This is a genomic window from Rothia sp. HMSC061C12, assembly GCF_001815755.1.
Lineage (GTDB): Bacteria > Actinomycetota > Actinomycetes > Actinomycetales > Micrococcaceae > Rothia > Rothia mucilaginosa.
Genome location: NZ_KV821843.1, coordinates 122,612 through 137,367, shown reverse-complemented (window position 1 = coordinate 137,367; position 14,756 = coordinate 122,612). Strand labels below are relative to the sequence as shown.

Genomic DNA, 14,756 nt, shown 5'->3' with positions numbered 1-14,756 from the left:
TCCACCATGGAGGCGGTACCGGGCACTCGCTGTCGGTAGGCTCGGATGCGCTCGCGTTCGCGGGGGCGTTAGAACCTGCCGACAGCCTCCCGCTGAGGAATGCTTACTCTGAGTGCTTCTCAGCAAAGAAACCTCTAGCGGTTTACTATAGAAGGTAAGCTGCTCCCGTTTGCGCTCAAACCACCTTGTGGGGTGCGAGCAGACGGGTCGTACCGCATCTTGACATACGCAACGTATAGGCTGAGCTTCTCACCGATGAAGCCAGCATCCGAAAGGTAGACAATGACCATTCCCACCGCTCTGTCCGAGGATCCCTTCGGCTTCACCGGCCTGACCTACGATGACGTGCTGCTGCTGCCCGGCAACACCGACGTCATCCCCTCCGATGCGGACACCTCCACCCGCCTGTCCAAGCGCATCACCCTGAACACCCCCATTATTTCCGCGGCAATGGACACCGTGACCGACTCCGCTATGGCAATCGCTATGGCACGTCTGGGCGGTATGGGCGTTATCCACCGCAACCTCTCCATCGAGGATCAGGCTGCACACGTTGACCGCGTGAAGCGCTCCGAGTCCGGCATGATCATTAACCCCGTCACCATCGGCGCTGACGCAACCATCGCCGAGTACGATGAGGTCTGCGGCTACTACAAGGTCTCCGGTCTGCCCGTCGTCAGCGAAGAGGGCGTGTTGGAAGGCATCATCACCAACCGCGATATCCGCTACATCTCCCGCTCCGACTACGACGGCATTCGCGTTCGCGACATCATGACCCCCATGCCGCTGGTCACCGCACACCCCAGCGTCACCAAGGACGAAGCATTCGCGCTGCTGTCCCACAACAAGATTGAGCGTCTGCCCCTGGTCGACGACGCAGGCAAGCTCGCCGGTCTGATTACCCTCAAGGACTTCGTCAAGACTGAGCAGTACCCCAACGCCACCAAGGACGAGGACGGCCGCCTGCGTGCCGGCGCCGCTATCGGCTTCTTCGGTGACGGCTACGAGCGCGCAATGACCCTGGTCGAGGCTGGCGTCGACGCACTGTTCGTGGACACCGCAAACGGTCACTCCCAGGGCGTGCTCGACATGATTGCCCGCCTGAAGAAGGACCCCGCCGCAGCACACGTGGACGTCATCGGTGGCCAGGCTGCAACCCGCCTGGGCGCACAGGCTATCATCGACGCTGGCGCTGACGGCGTGAAGGTTGGCGTTGGCCCCGGCTCCATCTGCACCACCCGCATCATCGCCGGTGTTGGTGTTCCCCAGGTGACCGCTATCAACGAGTCCGCTAAGGCAGCTATCCCGGCAGGTGTGCCGCTGATTGCTGACGGCGGTATGCAGCACTCCGGCGAGATTGGCAAGGCACTGGTTGCCGGCGCTGACTCCGTGATGCTCGGCTCCCTGCTTGCCGGCACCACCGAGTCCCCCGGTGAGCTGATCTTCATGAACGGTAAGCAGTACAAGGCATACCGCGGCATGGGTTCGCTCGGCGCGATGCAGACTCGTGGCCGTCACAAGTCCTTCTCCAAGGACCGCTACTTCCAGGCTGACGTCTCCAGCGAAGAGAAGCTGATCCCCGAGGGCATTGAGGGTCAGGTTCCCTTCCGCGGCCCGCTCTCCGCAGTGATTCACCAGCTCGAAGGCGGCCTGCGCCAGACCATGTTCTACGTCGGTTCCCGCACCATCGAGGAGCTCAAGCACAAGGGTCAGTTTGTGCGCATCACCCCCGCAGGTCTGAAGGAATCGCACCCGCACGACATCATGATGACCGTTGAGGCACCGAACTACCGCGCCTAAAACGCATCACCAACGATGATTCGCCGCATGGTGTGCACACCATGCGCCGTTGAGCCCGCCCCATAACCGTTCAGGTATCGGGCGGGCATCGGCGCGAATAACGCCCAGCGGCACCCCTCAAACCGAATTCGAAAGGATTCACCCCATGTCTGAAATTCAGATTGGCCTCTCCAAGAACGCCCGCCCCACCTACTCCCTGGACGATGTGGCGCTGGTGCCCACCCGCCGTACCCGCGACCGCCGCGACGTCGACACCTCCTGGCAGATTGACGCCTTCAAGTTCGACACCCCCATCATTGGTGCGCCCATGGACTCGGTCATGTCCCCGGCGACCGCCATTGCACTGGGTAAGCTGGGTGGCCTGGGCGTGCTGAACCTCGAGGGTCTGTGGACCCGCTACGAGGACCCGCAGCCGCTGCTCGACGAGATTGTTGAGCTGCCCGAGGCGGACCCCGCCTCCGCAACCACCCGCATGCAGCAGATTTACTCCGAGCCGATTAAGCCGGAACTGATCACTGCACGCCTGGAAGAGATTCGTGACTCCGGCGTGGTCGTTGCAGGCTCCCTGAGCCCGCAGAACACCCAGGAGCACTACGAGACCGTGGTGAAGGCGGGCGTTGAGCTGTTCGTCATCCGTGGCGCGTCCGTCTCTGCTGAGCATATTTCCACCTCGCACGAGCCGCTGAACCTGAAGAAGTTCATCTACGAGCTGGACGTTCCGGTCATCGTTGGTGGCGTTGCTGGCTACTCGCAGGCTAAGCACCTGATGCGTACCGGCGCAGCCGGCGTGCTGGTGGGCTTCGGCGGCGGTTCCGCACAGACCACCCGCCAGGGCCTGGGCATCTCCGCACCCATGGCAACCGCTATCGCCGACGTGGCTGCGGCACGTTCGGACTACCTGGATGAGTCCGGCGGCCGCTACGTGCACGTGATTGCTGACGGCTCCCTGGGCCGCTCCGGCGACATGGTGAAGGCTCTCGCACTGGGCGCTGACGCTGTCATGCTGGGTGCTCCGCTGGCTCGCGCATCCGAGGCTCCCGGCCAGGGCTGGTACTGGGGCAACGAGGCGCACTCGCTGGACTTCCCGCGCGGCGTGCGCACCCCGCTGGGTGTTGTCGGCTCCCTGGAGGAAGTCCTGTACGGTCCTTCGCACCACGTGAACGGCACCAGCAACATTGTCGGTGCGCTCAAGCGCGCAATGGCTAACTGCGGTTACCTGGATCTGAAGAAGTTCCAGAAGGCTGACCTGACCGTGGTCCCCGCGTACCGCGGCTAATGTAGCTTCATGAATCACCGCCCGGTGGCTGATGGGTTTATCCCTCCGGCTACCGGGCGGTATTGCTTTGAGGTGTTCTTTTGGATAGGGCGCGAGTCACTATCTTTGGAATAATGAAATTTATGCCACGTTGTGAAACCTTCTCATTTTATAGTGTCGGGGGTTATATTTTCACTGTAGTGTATCTAGTGAGAGCGATGGCTAAGGTCTATATTCTCAGGAAGAACTTATGCAAAAGTGTAAGTTCAATACCATATGGATATACCTATTGAAGGAGATTAGAAATGGGTATCATCGCTACCCCTGTTAAGAAGGTTCTTGCCGCTATCGCATTGAGCGCGACGGCGCTGACCGCCGCTCCTGTCGCAACTGTCCCGGCTGCGGCGACTGTTGTTGATGTGCGTGGTGGTACTTGGGACTATGGTTCGTCTATCTGGGGCGTGTGGTCTCGTTATTACCACAAGAAGAATGGCATAGCGCAACCGTTTGGGGAAGGGACTGGGTTTACTCCGGATGTAAGAAGCCCTTTACCACGGCTAGGGCTTCGTCTGCTCGTTCCTGGAACCACACTAACGAAGCTTACTATAACAACCATTGTTAGAAATAAGCACGTTGAATATTTTATAGCGTACTAGCAATATGGTCCTGCAGATGATGCAGGAAGCTAATATGCAAAATATTTGGCGGGCCGTCTGAGCGAATCTATCAGGCGGCCCGCCCATATGACAGAAACGAATCCCCATGCTTAAGTGCCGATTCCGATTTGGCCGGTATGTATCGGTCCTCACCTCAGTTTATCTATGGGCGACCCTCGCCTCCATCGTGTTCCCCTTCTTCATGCTTCTGAGTATCAACTCGGAGATGTCTCTTGGGCATACCCGTAACCTCCAGATTCCTTCTATCAGTGAAGGCGTAGATACTCGCAAATTTCTGGAGAATATGTGTCAGGAAGCGGAGAAGAACAGCATCGCTATAGCTCGTCGCACCCTTGACGTGTCAGATACTCGGCACGGTATCGTACTCGAATTCTGTGGTGCCGAAAATACTGTACGTAGGTGGGAGCAAACGGGATACCCTTCCTATGCTCCTGAAGACCGCGTTGAGGTCAAAAGGCTTAATCCGGGCAAGGTTGTAGAAGCTCGAGGTCTCTACAACCTTTATGGCGGTAGTGACCAGCAACGTGCCCAGTTGCTCACTACCCTGCGTGAAAATGGTGCGCATGTAACGGAATACGATGTTCTCAATCTCCGAAGCATTACAGGGTACTACATGGGAACCCCAAGCGGGTATGCCTTTATCGCAACATGCCTAGCCCTTAGTACGGCTCTGATTGGTGCCGTATTCCGGCAGACGAAAAAAAGCGCGCGCCTGCGTCTGCATGGTGCATCCCTAAACCGTGTCTACAGTGCACAGCTGCTAGAATCAGGGCCTGCTATTCTTGGCGGAATTCTGGGCCTCTACGCCCTTTTCTATGCATTCCTCGCTCTGTACAATTCGTGGGCTTTTGCGGCCTTGACACTGAAAGTTCAGCTTATTCTGTTGTGCTGGATGTTGGGCCTTATGCTTCTGCTGCATTATGTGGCTTGTGTATTTACTGTAGCTATACCTATTGGACAAGCCCTTAAAGGAAAGGTACCCACGCGTATTACCTATGCGGCTAGCTGGGCGTGCCGCTCTTTGGCGCTCATCCTTGTTGTTGCTACTCTAATCACTTTGGCTTACACGACTCAGCAAGTCCATGCACTCAATCAAGCCCGCCCCGCGGTGCTTCAGAGTAGCGGATATAGTGTGTCCTTTAATGGTTTCCGGTATAAGGCTAGTGACATCCAGAACCTTCAGGGCTGGAGTAAAGAACAAGTAGAATCTGATAACGTCATCCTCGCTAGTGCGGAGAACCCTGTCTATACATCCGATGAATCGATTGAAGCTTATAGAGCCGGAAAGAATGAATCAGACTCTCTGAAACCTGATCAGAGCTTAGGTCGCACCTTTCTGTACGTGAATCGTGAATACCTGGATAGTAATCCTGAATCCCTGCCAGCAGGCTTACCTCCTCTTGAAGACCTGGAAAGTCGTAGCGGTCTTAGCGTCTACTATCCCCAGGAATTGGAAAAGCACACCGATGATATAAGGCGCCTTGCCTCTAGTGCCTTTGACTCGGCTGATAGCTCTTCTCCCTCGAACAATTTAGAAGCTCCACGAGCTGAGCTTTCGGAATTGAGAGCATATGAGACTGTAACGAGCTCCTACACATATGGTGACGGTACCAAAGCTAACTACTTTGTACAGAACCCCATTATTGTGTATGTCCCGAAAACTGTGCTGACCGACAGAATGGAGATGCTCGTTGCTGCCTTCAGCCAGAACGGGGCATTCATTAAGGATCGGCAAAAAGCTCTCGAATCTCTTGAGGGTAGTGCGGCTCGAAGCTATGTAGGTGAAATTCTGCCGGTGAGTGAAAAATATTTTAGTCTCACAAGCAGGATGCAGAGCGAACAACGCATTAGCTTGTATGCGCTCATTATCCTTTCCGTTTTGTGTCTTGTGACCCTTCTGGAGTACGCACGCGTGTACTGCGCAGAACATCAGCAGCGTATTGCTCGTTCCTTTACCTACGGTATGCATCCGACCCAGACTTTCCGTGGGGTTCTCATTGGGGAGGCGGTTTTAACGACTCTTGTCATTAGCTATGGGGTTCTCCAACTAACGAGCTTGGCCCACGAGCAGTATCTCAATGCTGGGGCTGAGACTGCATCTGTTATTGCAGTGCTGGCAACGGTACTCTTCACGTCCACCGTTATTGTGTCGATTGGTATGAGTTTATTGGCCTTTGGCAGAGGCTACCGAGTTGCAGTTGCCAATCATGCGCGAAAGGAAATGTACTGATGGCGTCCATCTTAAAAACAGAAAATCTGCTGACCGTAAGCGGAGGGTCTGTGCGTATTGCAGGGCATCCTATTTTTGCTGATGTCCACATTGTCGTAGCCCCAGGACAGATGCTAGCCCTAACTGGTGCCTCCGGAAGTGGAAAAACCACTCTCCTTAACTGTCTAGGGACCCTGACCGACTTTACCGAAGGAGAATATACCTTCCAAGGAACAATGTTGAGCGGCTCATCCTCGCGAACCCGCCGTCATTTCCGCCGTGATAGTCTAGGATATCTCTTCCAGAACTATGCCCTGGTAGAAGGGGAGAGCGTTGAAAAGAATGTCCTCGGACCGCTCGCGGTTATGCCGCGTTCGCAGCGCCCGAGCCGTAAAGAGCTAGAGTCCGTCCTCAAGCGGGTCGGTTTGTCTGGGCGAGAGAAGTCTCTTATCTACCAACTCTCGGGTGGTGAGCAACAGCGCGTGGCGCTTGCTGGGCTTATGTTGAAGCAACCGTCCCTGATTCTGGCGGATGAGCCGACTGGTGCCCTGGATGCCGAGAATGAGGCGCAGGTACTTGATATTCTGCGGGAGATGGTGAACGCTGGGGCCTGTGCCATTATTGCTACGCACAGCGATGCGGTGGCTGACTTCTGCGACCGGCGTATTGATATGTCTCAGTTCAAGGGATAAACGAAGAGAATTGTTTTTATAATGTACCGCCTGGCTATGGAGACGTTAACTCCGTTGCCGGGCGGTGCTTTCTTATATCGCTGTCTTGATGCGGTGGAATGACCGGCAAAGTGCGGAATAGTTCCCGCGCCGCGGGCATTCAACCCCACAACGCGATAGCGTAAAATAGATATATCCCCGCGCAAGTGCGCGGATTAGTACCAACACGTTGAGGTAATTTTCGTGACCAACTCTGTGAACCTGGACCAGCTCGAAGAGCGTCCCGTCCTGGTGGTAGATTACGGTGCACAGTACGCGCAGCTCATTGCTCGTCGCGTGCGTGAAGCCGGCATCTACTCCGAAATCGTCCCCCACTCCATGAGCACCGAGAAGATGCTCGCCAAGAACCCGGCAGCTATTGTGCTCTCCGGTGGCCCCTCCTCGGTCTACGCCGATGGCGCACCCAAGGGCGACAAAGCCCTGTTCGAAGCTGGCGTGCCGATCTTCGGTATCTGCTACGGCTTCCAGGTGATGGCTCAGACCCTCGGCGGCACCGTCGCCCAGACCGGTCTGCGCGAATACGGCGCAACCGACGCTGTGGTCTGCGCTGAGAACTCCTCCTTCCTCACCGGCACCCCCACCACCCAGAACGTGTGGATGTCTCACGGCGACTCCGTGACCGAAGCCCCCGAAGGCTTCGAGGTGCTGGCAAAGACCCCCGGCGCATCCGTGGCAGCATTCGTGGACGAGTCCCGCAAGCTCGGCGGCGTGCAGTGGCACCCCGAGGTGAAGCACTCCGACTATGGCCAGGTCGCTCTGGAGAACTTCCTCTACAATGTGGCAGGCCTGAAGCCTACCTGGTCTACCAACAACATCATCGAAGAGCAGGTCGCAAAGATCCGCGAGCAGGTCGGTAACGACCGCGTTATCTGCGCGCTCTCCGGCGGCGTTGACTCATCCGTGGCAGCAGCACTTGTGCACAAGGCTGTTGGCGACCAGCTCACCTGCTTCTTCATCGACCACGGTCTGCTCCGTGAAGGCGAGCGTGAACAGGTTGAGCAGGACTACGCAGCATCCATGGGCATTAAGGTCATCACCATTGACGAGTCGGAGCGTTTCCTCTCCGCACTCGAGGGTATCACCGAGCCCGAGGCGAAGCGTAAGGCTATCGGCCGCGAGTTCATCCGCTCCTTCGAAGAGGCACAGCGCAAGCTGATTGCCGAAGCAGGCGAAGAGGGCGCAGACATCAAGTTCCTGGTCCAGGGCACCCTGTACCCGGACGTTGTCGAGTCCGGCGGCGGCGACGGCACCGCAAACATTAAGAGCCACCACAACGTGGGCGGCCTCCCCGACGACCTGACCTTCGAACTGGTGGAGCCGCTGCGCACCCTGTTCAAGGACGAGGTTCGCGCTATCGGTCGTGAGCTCGGCGTTCCCGAGAAAATCGTGGCACGTCAGCCGTTCCCCGGCCCCGGCCTGGGCATCCGCATTGTCGGCGAGGTTACCCGCGAGAACCTGGAGACCCTGCGTGCCGCTGATGCTATCGTGCGTGAAGAGCTGACCGCAGCAGGTCAGGACGAGCACATCTGGCAGTGCCCCGTGGTTCTGCTGGCTGGCGTTCGTTCCGTGGGTGTTCAGGGTGACGGCCGTACTTACGGCCACCCGATTGTTCTGCGCCCGGTCTCTTCGGAAGACGCAATGACCGCTGACTGGTCGCGCCTGCCGTACGACCTGCTGGCTAAGATCTCGAACCGTATTACGAACGAGGTCAAGGACGTTAACCGAGTGGTGCTGGATGTTACCTCCAAGCCCCCGGGAACCATTGAGTGGGAGTAATCCCGCTGTGGGCTACCTAGCTTTGTAGCTGGGAGCCTGTGAAGGAGCCGCCCGGTGCATCCTGCTGTGATGCGCCGGGCGGCTTCTTCGTATCTTCCTAACGATATATAGCGGGTCTGAAGATGGAGGGGTTGTCGTAGTACTGAAAGGAAAATATAATGTAGCTACGTAGTTACATTATTTATGTTTTCATGTCGTGAGCAGCAAGGGGGAAATTATGACCGTTATGACCAGCCGCGAGTTCAACCAAAATCTCGCCAAAGCCCAGAAGCAGGCTCAGCAATCACCCGTTATTATCACTAAGCGTGGTGAACCCACCTATGTCCTTATGACCTATGAAGAGTATTCGCGTAGCCAGAATGAGAGCTCTTCCCTGTATGATTTCTTCGCAAACTACCCTCAACCTGCTGAAGGTATGGACCTGCCCGAAGAATTCCCCACGGCAGAACGTTCCGCACATCAGCGCCCCATTGTAGAGTTCTAGGGGACAACGATGTACCTGCTTGATACCAATATTATTTCTGAGTTGTGGAAGCTCTCACGCGGTAAGGCTGACCCTGTTTTTGAGTCGTGGTTTCGCCGTTATTCAGAAAAGCCACTCTATATTAGCGTCGTGACCCTTATGGAACTAGAGCGCGGTGTGCTTGCTATGGAGCGTAAAGATCCGATACAAGGTGCTTATCTGCGTGAGTGGTTTTTGGCAGTTCGAGAGAAATTTCAGAAACGAACTCTTGTCATTGACGGAGCTGTAGCTGATTGTTGTGCAGGGCTTCACGTGCCGGATAAAGCGCCGGAGAACGACGCATGGATCGCTGCAACTGCTTTGACTCATGGTCTTACTCTCGTAACGCGCAATGTCAAAGATTTTGAGCGTCTGCATGTTCGGCTCCTGAACCCCTTTGAGTGTGCAACCTAAGATGGCTGAAGCCCCGTAAGGAGCCGCCCGGTGCATCCTGCTGTGATGCGCCGGGCGGCTTCTTTCATATGAGCGTTTCTGAAAATACTCCGTAGCCTAGATTTTTCGCATGAATTTTAAAGAAAAACGCCAAAATATTTAAAACAAGAGTTCAAATAAAAGAACTAAAAACTCTCCACAAAACCACACGAGAAATAAAAACTTTAATGCGGGTGGTGCGGATGACGAATCGAATCACGCCAATGAGCGCTCGACCCCAACCCAAAATGCAGAGCAAAAAACGTGCCAAAACAGCAGAACCCAAATGCGCACGCCATGTACACGCCGTAGGTTAGCATCATAAACTCAGAATCGTGACTCACACCCGAGGCGACATTCAACGCCAACGAGACGCCCAGAATCACAAGCCACGCAGCGCTCGCAGCCGCAATCAGCCACGAGATAGCACTCAGCACCGGGTGCGGGACCCTAAACGTACGTTCAGGACCGCTCATAGACGCTACGGGCGCAGCAGAAGCAACAACAGGCTCAGCCACTGCAGTCGAAGCGTTCACTGCTGAGGGGGCCGCAGAAGAGCGCCACGGAATATGCACACCGGCATGCTGCCCCTGCGCCTTCGCGGGGGTCTTTGCGGAGCGGTGGGGGACGCCTCCAGCATCGGGAGGAGAAGAAAGATACGGTTGCTGCATTGCGGGCTCCTGAGCGTATAACCTCGCATGAGAAGAAACAACAGCGCGTCTAATGATGCGAGAAAATGAGTGTCGGCGATAGATTGAAAGAATACGCTGAAAATATATCCTTTCTATATTTCAAGATTAGAAGCGAACCGCATAAAAAACGAGGGTTTGGCGGAATATGATGCAATATGACGCGAAAAATCCGAAAACCACAGAGAAAAAATAATCAACCTCAACCTGAAGGTTCAGGGTAGGGTTATTAGACACGCCCTAACGCGGCAAAAACAGCAGAGCTACAGCGAAAGGAACGAGCATGGGAATCATCCTCCCACTCATCTACCTAGGTCTAGGTCTGGGGCTCGCGCTACTGCTACCCGATCGCTGGAGCACCCGCCTCAAAGAAGACGCCTCAACCCTGCTGACCCGCTGGATCATTCCCGCCGTCATCATCTACACTGTCGCAACCAGCCGTCCCGAACTGTTCTTTGTCGCCGCCTCCACCATGGTGTTGATGCTCCTCGGCGTGCTCTGTGCCGGGCGCATCACCGGCGACCCCGTGCAGAAGCTCGCCTTCGTCTACCTGAACGCGGGACTCTTCGGCATCCCTGTGGTTGCCGGATTCTGGGGCGAGGAAGCCGTGCGCGTGTACATTGGCGCGTATATCGGCAACTCCATCATGGGCAATATCCTGGGCACCTCGCTGCTACGCGGTGGTTCCAAGACAGAGGCCGGGGTAGGGGAGGGCAACGCACCGGATGCACGAGCCGCTAGGAGCCGTGGCGGAACCCTCCGCACGGTACTGCGGGGTCTGCGTACCAGCCCGCCCGTTATCGCCGTGGTGGTGGGACTGCTCTGCCTGCCCGCCGGGCCCATCCTGAGCCAGTACGGGGCGGGTTTCTACCGGGTGCTCACCTGGGTTTTCAGCTTTATCGGAATGATCGTGCTGGGTATGTGGCTCGGCGCCGCCAAACTGCACCGCACAGACCTGACCCGCGCCGCCGGATGGGCTCTCCTACGCGCCGGGCTCGTGAGCGTCTACAGCGTCGGCGTGCTGGCGCTTGCCCGCTGGGCACACGATACGGCGGGCGTGCACTTTGACCAGTTGCTCGCGCATCCGCAGGTGCTTTTCCTTCTGGCTGTTCTGCCGCCAGCAGCTAATATCGTCATTCTAGAAACCCACTACCGGCACGAAGGCACCGCAGCCCCCGTCATCGCCGCAGGGGCGGTCGTCAGCATAGGAATGATAGCGCTCGCCGTGCCAATCCTGCAGCTCGTCTTCGCCACCTAAGTAGAGCCTCCAGCTAAGTAGAGCCAAGAAAGCACGCCGGGAGAACACAGGAGACCACGCAGGAGACAACACAAAAGGAGGGCGGGGCATAAGCCTCACCCTCCTTCTGCTGTCTATCACCTTATCGGCACGCGGTAGCACTCAACGAGCTACAGCGCTTAGCGAACGATGTGGTACACCTTCGCCTCGTAGGGGCGCAGGGTCGAACCCGCGTCGTCCTTGTAGTTCGAGCTCACCAGCTCAACACGAGCACCAGCCTCACGAGCCTCAGCAAGCACAGCGAAGTCGCGCTCCTGCTCCTCGGCAGTGAAGTTCGAAATCACCAGCAAAGACTCGTTCGCGGGGCTGCCATCCGCACCACCGGTACGGGTGTAGGCGTACACAGCCTCATCCTCGTTGTGCGGAACCTGAACCGAATCCACCGGAGCGAAGGCTGCGTAAACCATCAGATCCTTCAGCTTGCCGCGGCGCAGAGCCACCAGCTGCTGGTAGTGGTAGAAAATCGAATCCTCATCAGCCAGAACAGCCTCAGCGTTAATCGCCGGGTAGTTCGGGTTCACAGCAATCCACGGGGTCACACCCTCGGGGCTGAAACCACCGTTAGCGGAGGCATCCCACTGAACCGGGGTACGAGCGTTATCGCGGCCCTTAATGTAAATCGCTTGCATCGCCTCTTCGTGGCTTAGACGCTTGTGGTCAACGTGCATGTCCTCATAGAAGCGGATCGAGTCACCATCGCGGTAATCCTCAATCGAATCGAACTTCACGTTGGTCATGCCCAGCTCTTCACCCTGGTAAATGTACGGGGTGCCCTGCATGAAGTGCAGAGTGGTCGCCAGCTGCTTAGCGGACAGGGTGCGGAACTCATCCGAATCGTTACCGAAGCGGGAGACAACGCGCGGCTGGTCGTGGTTGTTCCAGTACAACGAACCCCAGGCGTTACCCTCCAGGGTGGTCTGCCAGTCGTTCAGGATGCGCTTGAGCTCGGTCAGCTTGTAGGGCGCGTAGGACCATTTGCCGCCCAGATTGCCGTTCGGGTCGTTATCCACGCCCATGTGATCGAAGTGGAAGATCATGTTCAGCTCACCGGTGTGGTAGCCAGCCCACAGCTTAGCGTCCTCGGGGCTGGTTGCGCTGGTCTCGCCCACGGTCATCACGTCGTAGCGGCTGAAGGTCTCGCGGGTGAGCTCCTTCATCCACGGGTGCACCATGGTGCCGTTCGTAATGACGAACGGAATCGAGGAGGTGTGCTTCTCGTAGTCGGTGGAGGGGTCATCCGGGTAGCCCTCGGGCTTGGAGATGATGTTGATAGCGTCCAGGCGGAAGCCATCAACGCCCTTGTCCAGCCACCAGCGGACCATGGAGTACAGGTCCTCGCGAACCTTCTCGTTTTCCCAGTTCAGGTCGGGCTGTTCCTTGAAGAAGATGTGCAGGTAGAACTGGCCGGTCGCCTCGTCCCACTCCCATGCCGGGCCGCCGAACTCGGACGCCCAGTTGTTCGGAGGAATCGGGTTGCCGTCCTCGTCGAAGCCCTTCGGATCCTTCCAAATGTAGTAGTCGCGGTAGGGGTTGTCCTTGGAGGAGCGGGATTCCTTGAACCAGGGGTGCTCATCGGAGGTGTGGTTTGCGACCAGGTCCATCAGGATCTTGATACCGTGCTTGTGGGCGGTTTCGAGCATCTCATCGAAGTCTTCCATGGTGCCGAAGTCACTCATGATCGCGAAGTAGTCAGAGATGTCGTAGCCGTTGTCCACGTTCGGAGAGTCGAACACGGGGGAGAGCCAAATGACGTTGATGCCCAGCTTAGCCAGGTAGGGCAGCTTCTCGGTAATGCCCTTCAGATCACCGATACCGTCGCCGTTAGCGTCGTTGAAGGAGCGGGGGTACACCTGGTACACCACGGCTTCCTTCCACCACTGGCGGCCTTCGTAGGAGGGAACCTCGTATGCCTCGGAGTTGCTCATAATTGCCTTTCTGTACCGGCGGTTACGCCGAAGAGGGAAAAGGTGTCTGTGATTGAAGTATAGGGCGAAGAGGGACCGGAATGTCCGTTTCTGGTCCCCCTTCGCACAGTATGAGTGGGGTACGACTACTTGGCGTTACCGAAAAGGTACACCTTCGCCTCGTAGGGGCGCAGCAAGGTACCCTCGTCGGTGAACTCGCGGTTCTCGTCGCGATAGTTCGAGCTAATCAGCTTCGGGGTGTTCTCGATTGCCTTCAGCTCAGTCGGGGAGAGTGCCTGCGAGTTGGTTAGCACCACCGAATCCAGGTTGCCGCCCGCGTAGTTCAGCTGAACGGCGTCATCGGTGAAGTTCGCGACGACCAGCAGTGCGCGCTCGCCGGTTGCGGCGGCGTCCTCATCGGAGTTCACGCGCAGGTAGGCGTAAACCTGGTCATCCTCTTCATCCAGCAGGCGGTACTCGCCGGTCAGGACAATCGGGTGTTCGCGGCGCAGGCTAATCAGATCGCGGTAGTGGTAGAACACCGAATCCTGGTCAGCGAGCTCTGCCTCCGCGTTGATTTCGGTGTAGCGCGGGTTCAGCTTCAGCCACGGGGTGCCGGAAGTGAAGCCTGCGTTCTCGCCAGCGGTCCACTGCATGGGGGTGCGGGCGTTATCGCGACCGGAGGCGCTGATGTAGCGCAGCATGTCCTCAGCGGAAACGCGGCCCGACTCTTCAACGTACTTGCGCCAAGAGTCGTGAATTTCCAGGTCGTTGTAGTCCTTGACGTCGTCGAAGAAGACGTTGGTCATGCCCAGCTCTTCACCCTGGTAGATGTAGGGGGTGCCCTGCATCAGGTGCAGTACGGTGCCCAGCATCTTGGCGCTGACGGTGCGGTACTCGGGGGAGTCGTTACCGAAGCGGGAGACGGTGCGGGGCTGGTCGTGGTTGTTCCAGTACAGAGAGTTCCAACCGCGGCCGTGCAGACCCTCCTGCCAGTGGGTGAGGACCTTCTTCAGGTCAACCAGGTTGAAGCGGCGGTCGGACCACTTGCCCGTCACGCCGCCCTCGGAGGCGTCCACATCCATGTGCTCGAACTGGAACACCATCTGCAGCTCGTTGCGGTCGAAGCCGGTGTAGAGTGCGGCGTCGTCCACGGTCACGCAGGGGGTTTCGCCCACGGTCATGACCGGGTACTTGCTCAAGACCTCGCGGTTCATCTCCTGCAGGAATTCGTGCACGCGCGGGCCGTTAGCTGCGACAGCAAGGGAGTTGTCGAGGCCGCCAGCGAGGACTGCCGGATCCTCGGGGAAGGAGAGGTCCTTAGAAATCAGGTTGATGACGTCCATGCGGAAGCCGTCCACGCCCTTGTCCAGCCAGAAGCGCATGATGTCGTAGACCTCTTCGCGGACCTTCGGGTTCTCCCAGTTCAGGTCGGGCTGCTTGACGGAGAAGTAGTGCAGGTAGAACTGGCCGGTCGCCTCGTC

Annotated in this window: 12 protein-coding genes; 9 read left to right on the top strand and 3 right to left on the bottom strand. The window is 57.3% G+C overall.

Annotated features, from left to right (window positions below; genetic code table 11):
- Positions 1-282: 282 nt before the first annotated feature.
- The 8 genes from guaB (at position 283) to HMPREF3055_RS09065 (ending at position 9,364) form a co-directional block, all read left to right on the top strand.
- Entirely contained in the window at positions 283-1,800 is a 1,518-nt protein-coding gene (gene guaB, locus HMPREF3055_RS02055; protein WP_049353339.1) for an IMP dehydrogenase, read from the top strand.
- A gap of 145 nt (positions 1,801-1,945) precedes the next feature.
- Positions 1,946-3,076, top strand: a complete 1,131-nt coding sequence (locus HMPREF3055_RS02050) for a GuaB3 family IMP dehydrogenase-related protein (RefSeq protein WP_005505070.1) — start codon at positions 1,946-1,948, stop codon at positions 3,074-3,076.
- Positions 3,077-3,360: 284 nt separating this feature from the next.
- A complete protein-coding gene (locus HMPREF3055_RS02045; protein WP_070737692.1) occupies positions 3,361-3,711 on the top strand; it encodes a hypothetical protein in 351 nt (116 codons plus the stop codon).
- Positions 3,712-3,937: 226 nt separating this feature from the next.
- A complete protein-coding gene (locus HMPREF3055_RS02040) occupies positions 3,938-5,962 on the top strand; it encodes a hypothetical protein (protein ID WP_141758466.1) in 2,025 nt (674 codons plus the stop codon).
- Positions 5,962-6,633: an ABC transporter ATP-binding protein gene (locus HMPREF3055_RS02035; RefSeq protein WP_083309206.1), complete on the top strand. Its 672-nt coding sequence runs from the start codon at positions 5,962-5,964 to the stop codon at positions 6,631-6,633. The genes HMPREF3055_RS02040 and HMPREF3055_RS02035 overlap by 1 nt, the downstream gene beginning before the upstream one ends.
- Positions 6,634-6,855: 222 nt before the next feature.
- Positions 6,856-8,448 carry a glutamine-hydrolyzing GMP synthase gene (gene guaA / locus HMPREF3055_RS02030; protein ID WP_070688570.1) on the top strand — a complete coding sequence of 531 codons (1,593 nt, stop codon included), beginning with the start codon at positions 6,856-6,858 and terminating at the stop codon, positions 8,446-8,448.
- A 217-nt stretch (positions 8,449-8,665) separates the two neighbouring features.
- Complete coding sequence (locus HMPREF3055_RS02025) at positions 8,666-8,932, top strand: type II toxin-antitoxin system Phd/YefM family antitoxin (RefSeq protein WP_070593719.1); 267 nt, start codon at positions 8,666-8,668, stop codon at positions 8,930-8,932.
- Between the two features lie 9 nt (positions 8,933-8,941).
- Positions 8,942-9,364: a type II toxin-antitoxin system VapC family toxin gene (locus HMPREF3055_RS09065; RefSeq protein WP_083301090.1), complete on the top strand. Its 423-nt coding sequence runs from the start codon at positions 8,942-8,944 to the stop codon at positions 9,362-9,364.
- A 203-nt stretch (positions 9,365-9,567) separates the two neighbouring features.
- On the opposite strand, the gene HMPREF3055_RS09190 is transcribed toward HMPREF3055_RS09065, so the two are convergent.
- Positions 9,568-10,053, bottom strand: coding sequence for a hypothetical protein (locus tag HMPREF3055_RS09190; RefSeq protein ID WP_141758465.1), 486 nt, complete (start codon positions 10,051-10,053; stop codon positions 9,568-9,570).
- A gap of 301 nt (positions 10,054-10,354) precedes the next feature.
- Between HMPREF3055_RS09190 and HMPREF3055_RS02015 the strand changes: the two genes are divergently transcribed.
- Positions 10,355-11,329 carry an AEC family transporter gene (locus tag HMPREF3055_RS02015; RefSeq protein WP_070737687.1) on the top strand — a complete coding sequence of 325 codons (975 nt, stop codon included), beginning with the start codon at positions 10,355-10,357 and terminating at the stop codon, positions 11,327-11,329.
- A gap of 158 nt (positions 11,330-11,487) precedes the next feature.
- On the opposite strand, the gene HMPREF3055_RS02010 is transcribed toward HMPREF3055_RS02015, so the two are convergent.
- Positions 11,488-13,293 carry a glycoside hydrolase family 13 protein gene (locus tag HMPREF3055_RS02010; RefSeq protein ID WP_070737684.1) on the bottom strand — a complete coding sequence of 602 codons (1,806 nt, stop codon included), beginning with the start codon at positions 13,291-13,293 and terminating at the stop codon, positions 11,488-11,490.
- A gap of 125 nt (positions 13,294-13,418) precedes the next feature.
- A partial coding sequence (locus HMPREF3055_RS02005; RefSeq protein WP_070737681.1) for an alpha-amylase family glycosyl hydrolase occupies positions 13,419-14,756 on the bottom strand: 1,338 nt, incomplete at its 5' end.

Excerpts from the sequence above, each read along its gene's own strand:
- HMPREF3055_RS02010 (WP_070737684.1), bottom strand. The coding sequence starts at position 13,293 with ATGAGCAACTCCGAGGCATACGAGGTTCCCTCCTACGAAGGCCGCCAG.
- HMPREF3055_RS02035 (WP_083309206.1), top strand. The coding sequence starts at position 5,962 with ATGGCGTCCATCTTAAAAACAGAAAATCTGCTGACCGTAAGCGGAGGG.
- HMPREF3055_RS09065 (WP_083301090.1), top strand. The coding sequence starts at position 8,942 with ATGTACCTGCTTGATACCAATATTATTTCTGAGTTGTGGAAGCTCTCA.
- HMPREF3055_RS02015 (WP_070737687.1), top strand. The coding sequence starts at position 10,355 with ATGGGAATCATCCTCCCACTCATCTACCTAGGTCTAGGTCTGGGGCTC.
- guaB (WP_049353339.1), top strand. The coding sequence starts at position 283 with ATGACCATTCCCACCGCTCTGTCCGAGGATCCCTTCGGCTTCACCGGC.
- HMPREF3055_RS02045 (WP_070737692.1), top strand. The coding sequence starts at position 3,361 with ATGGGTATCATCGCTACCCCTGTTAAGAAGGTTCTTGCCGCTATCGCA.
- HMPREF3055_RS02040 (WP_141758466.1), top strand. The coding sequence starts at position 3,938 with ATGTCTCTTGGGCATACCCGTAACCTCCAGATTCCTTCTATCAGTGAA.
- HMPREF3055_RS02025 (WP_070593719.1), top strand. The coding sequence starts at position 8,666 with ATGACCGTTATGACCAGCCGCGAGTTCAACCAAAATCTCGCCAAAGCC.
- HMPREF3055_RS09190 (WP_141758465.1), bottom strand. The coding sequence starts at position 10,053 with ATGCAGCAACCGTATCTTTCTTCTCCTCCCGATGCTGGAGGCGTCCCC.
- HMPREF3055_RS02050 (WP_005505070.1), top strand. The coding sequence starts at position 1,946 with ATGTCTGAAATTCAGATTGGCCTCTCCAAGAACGCCCGCCCCACCTAC.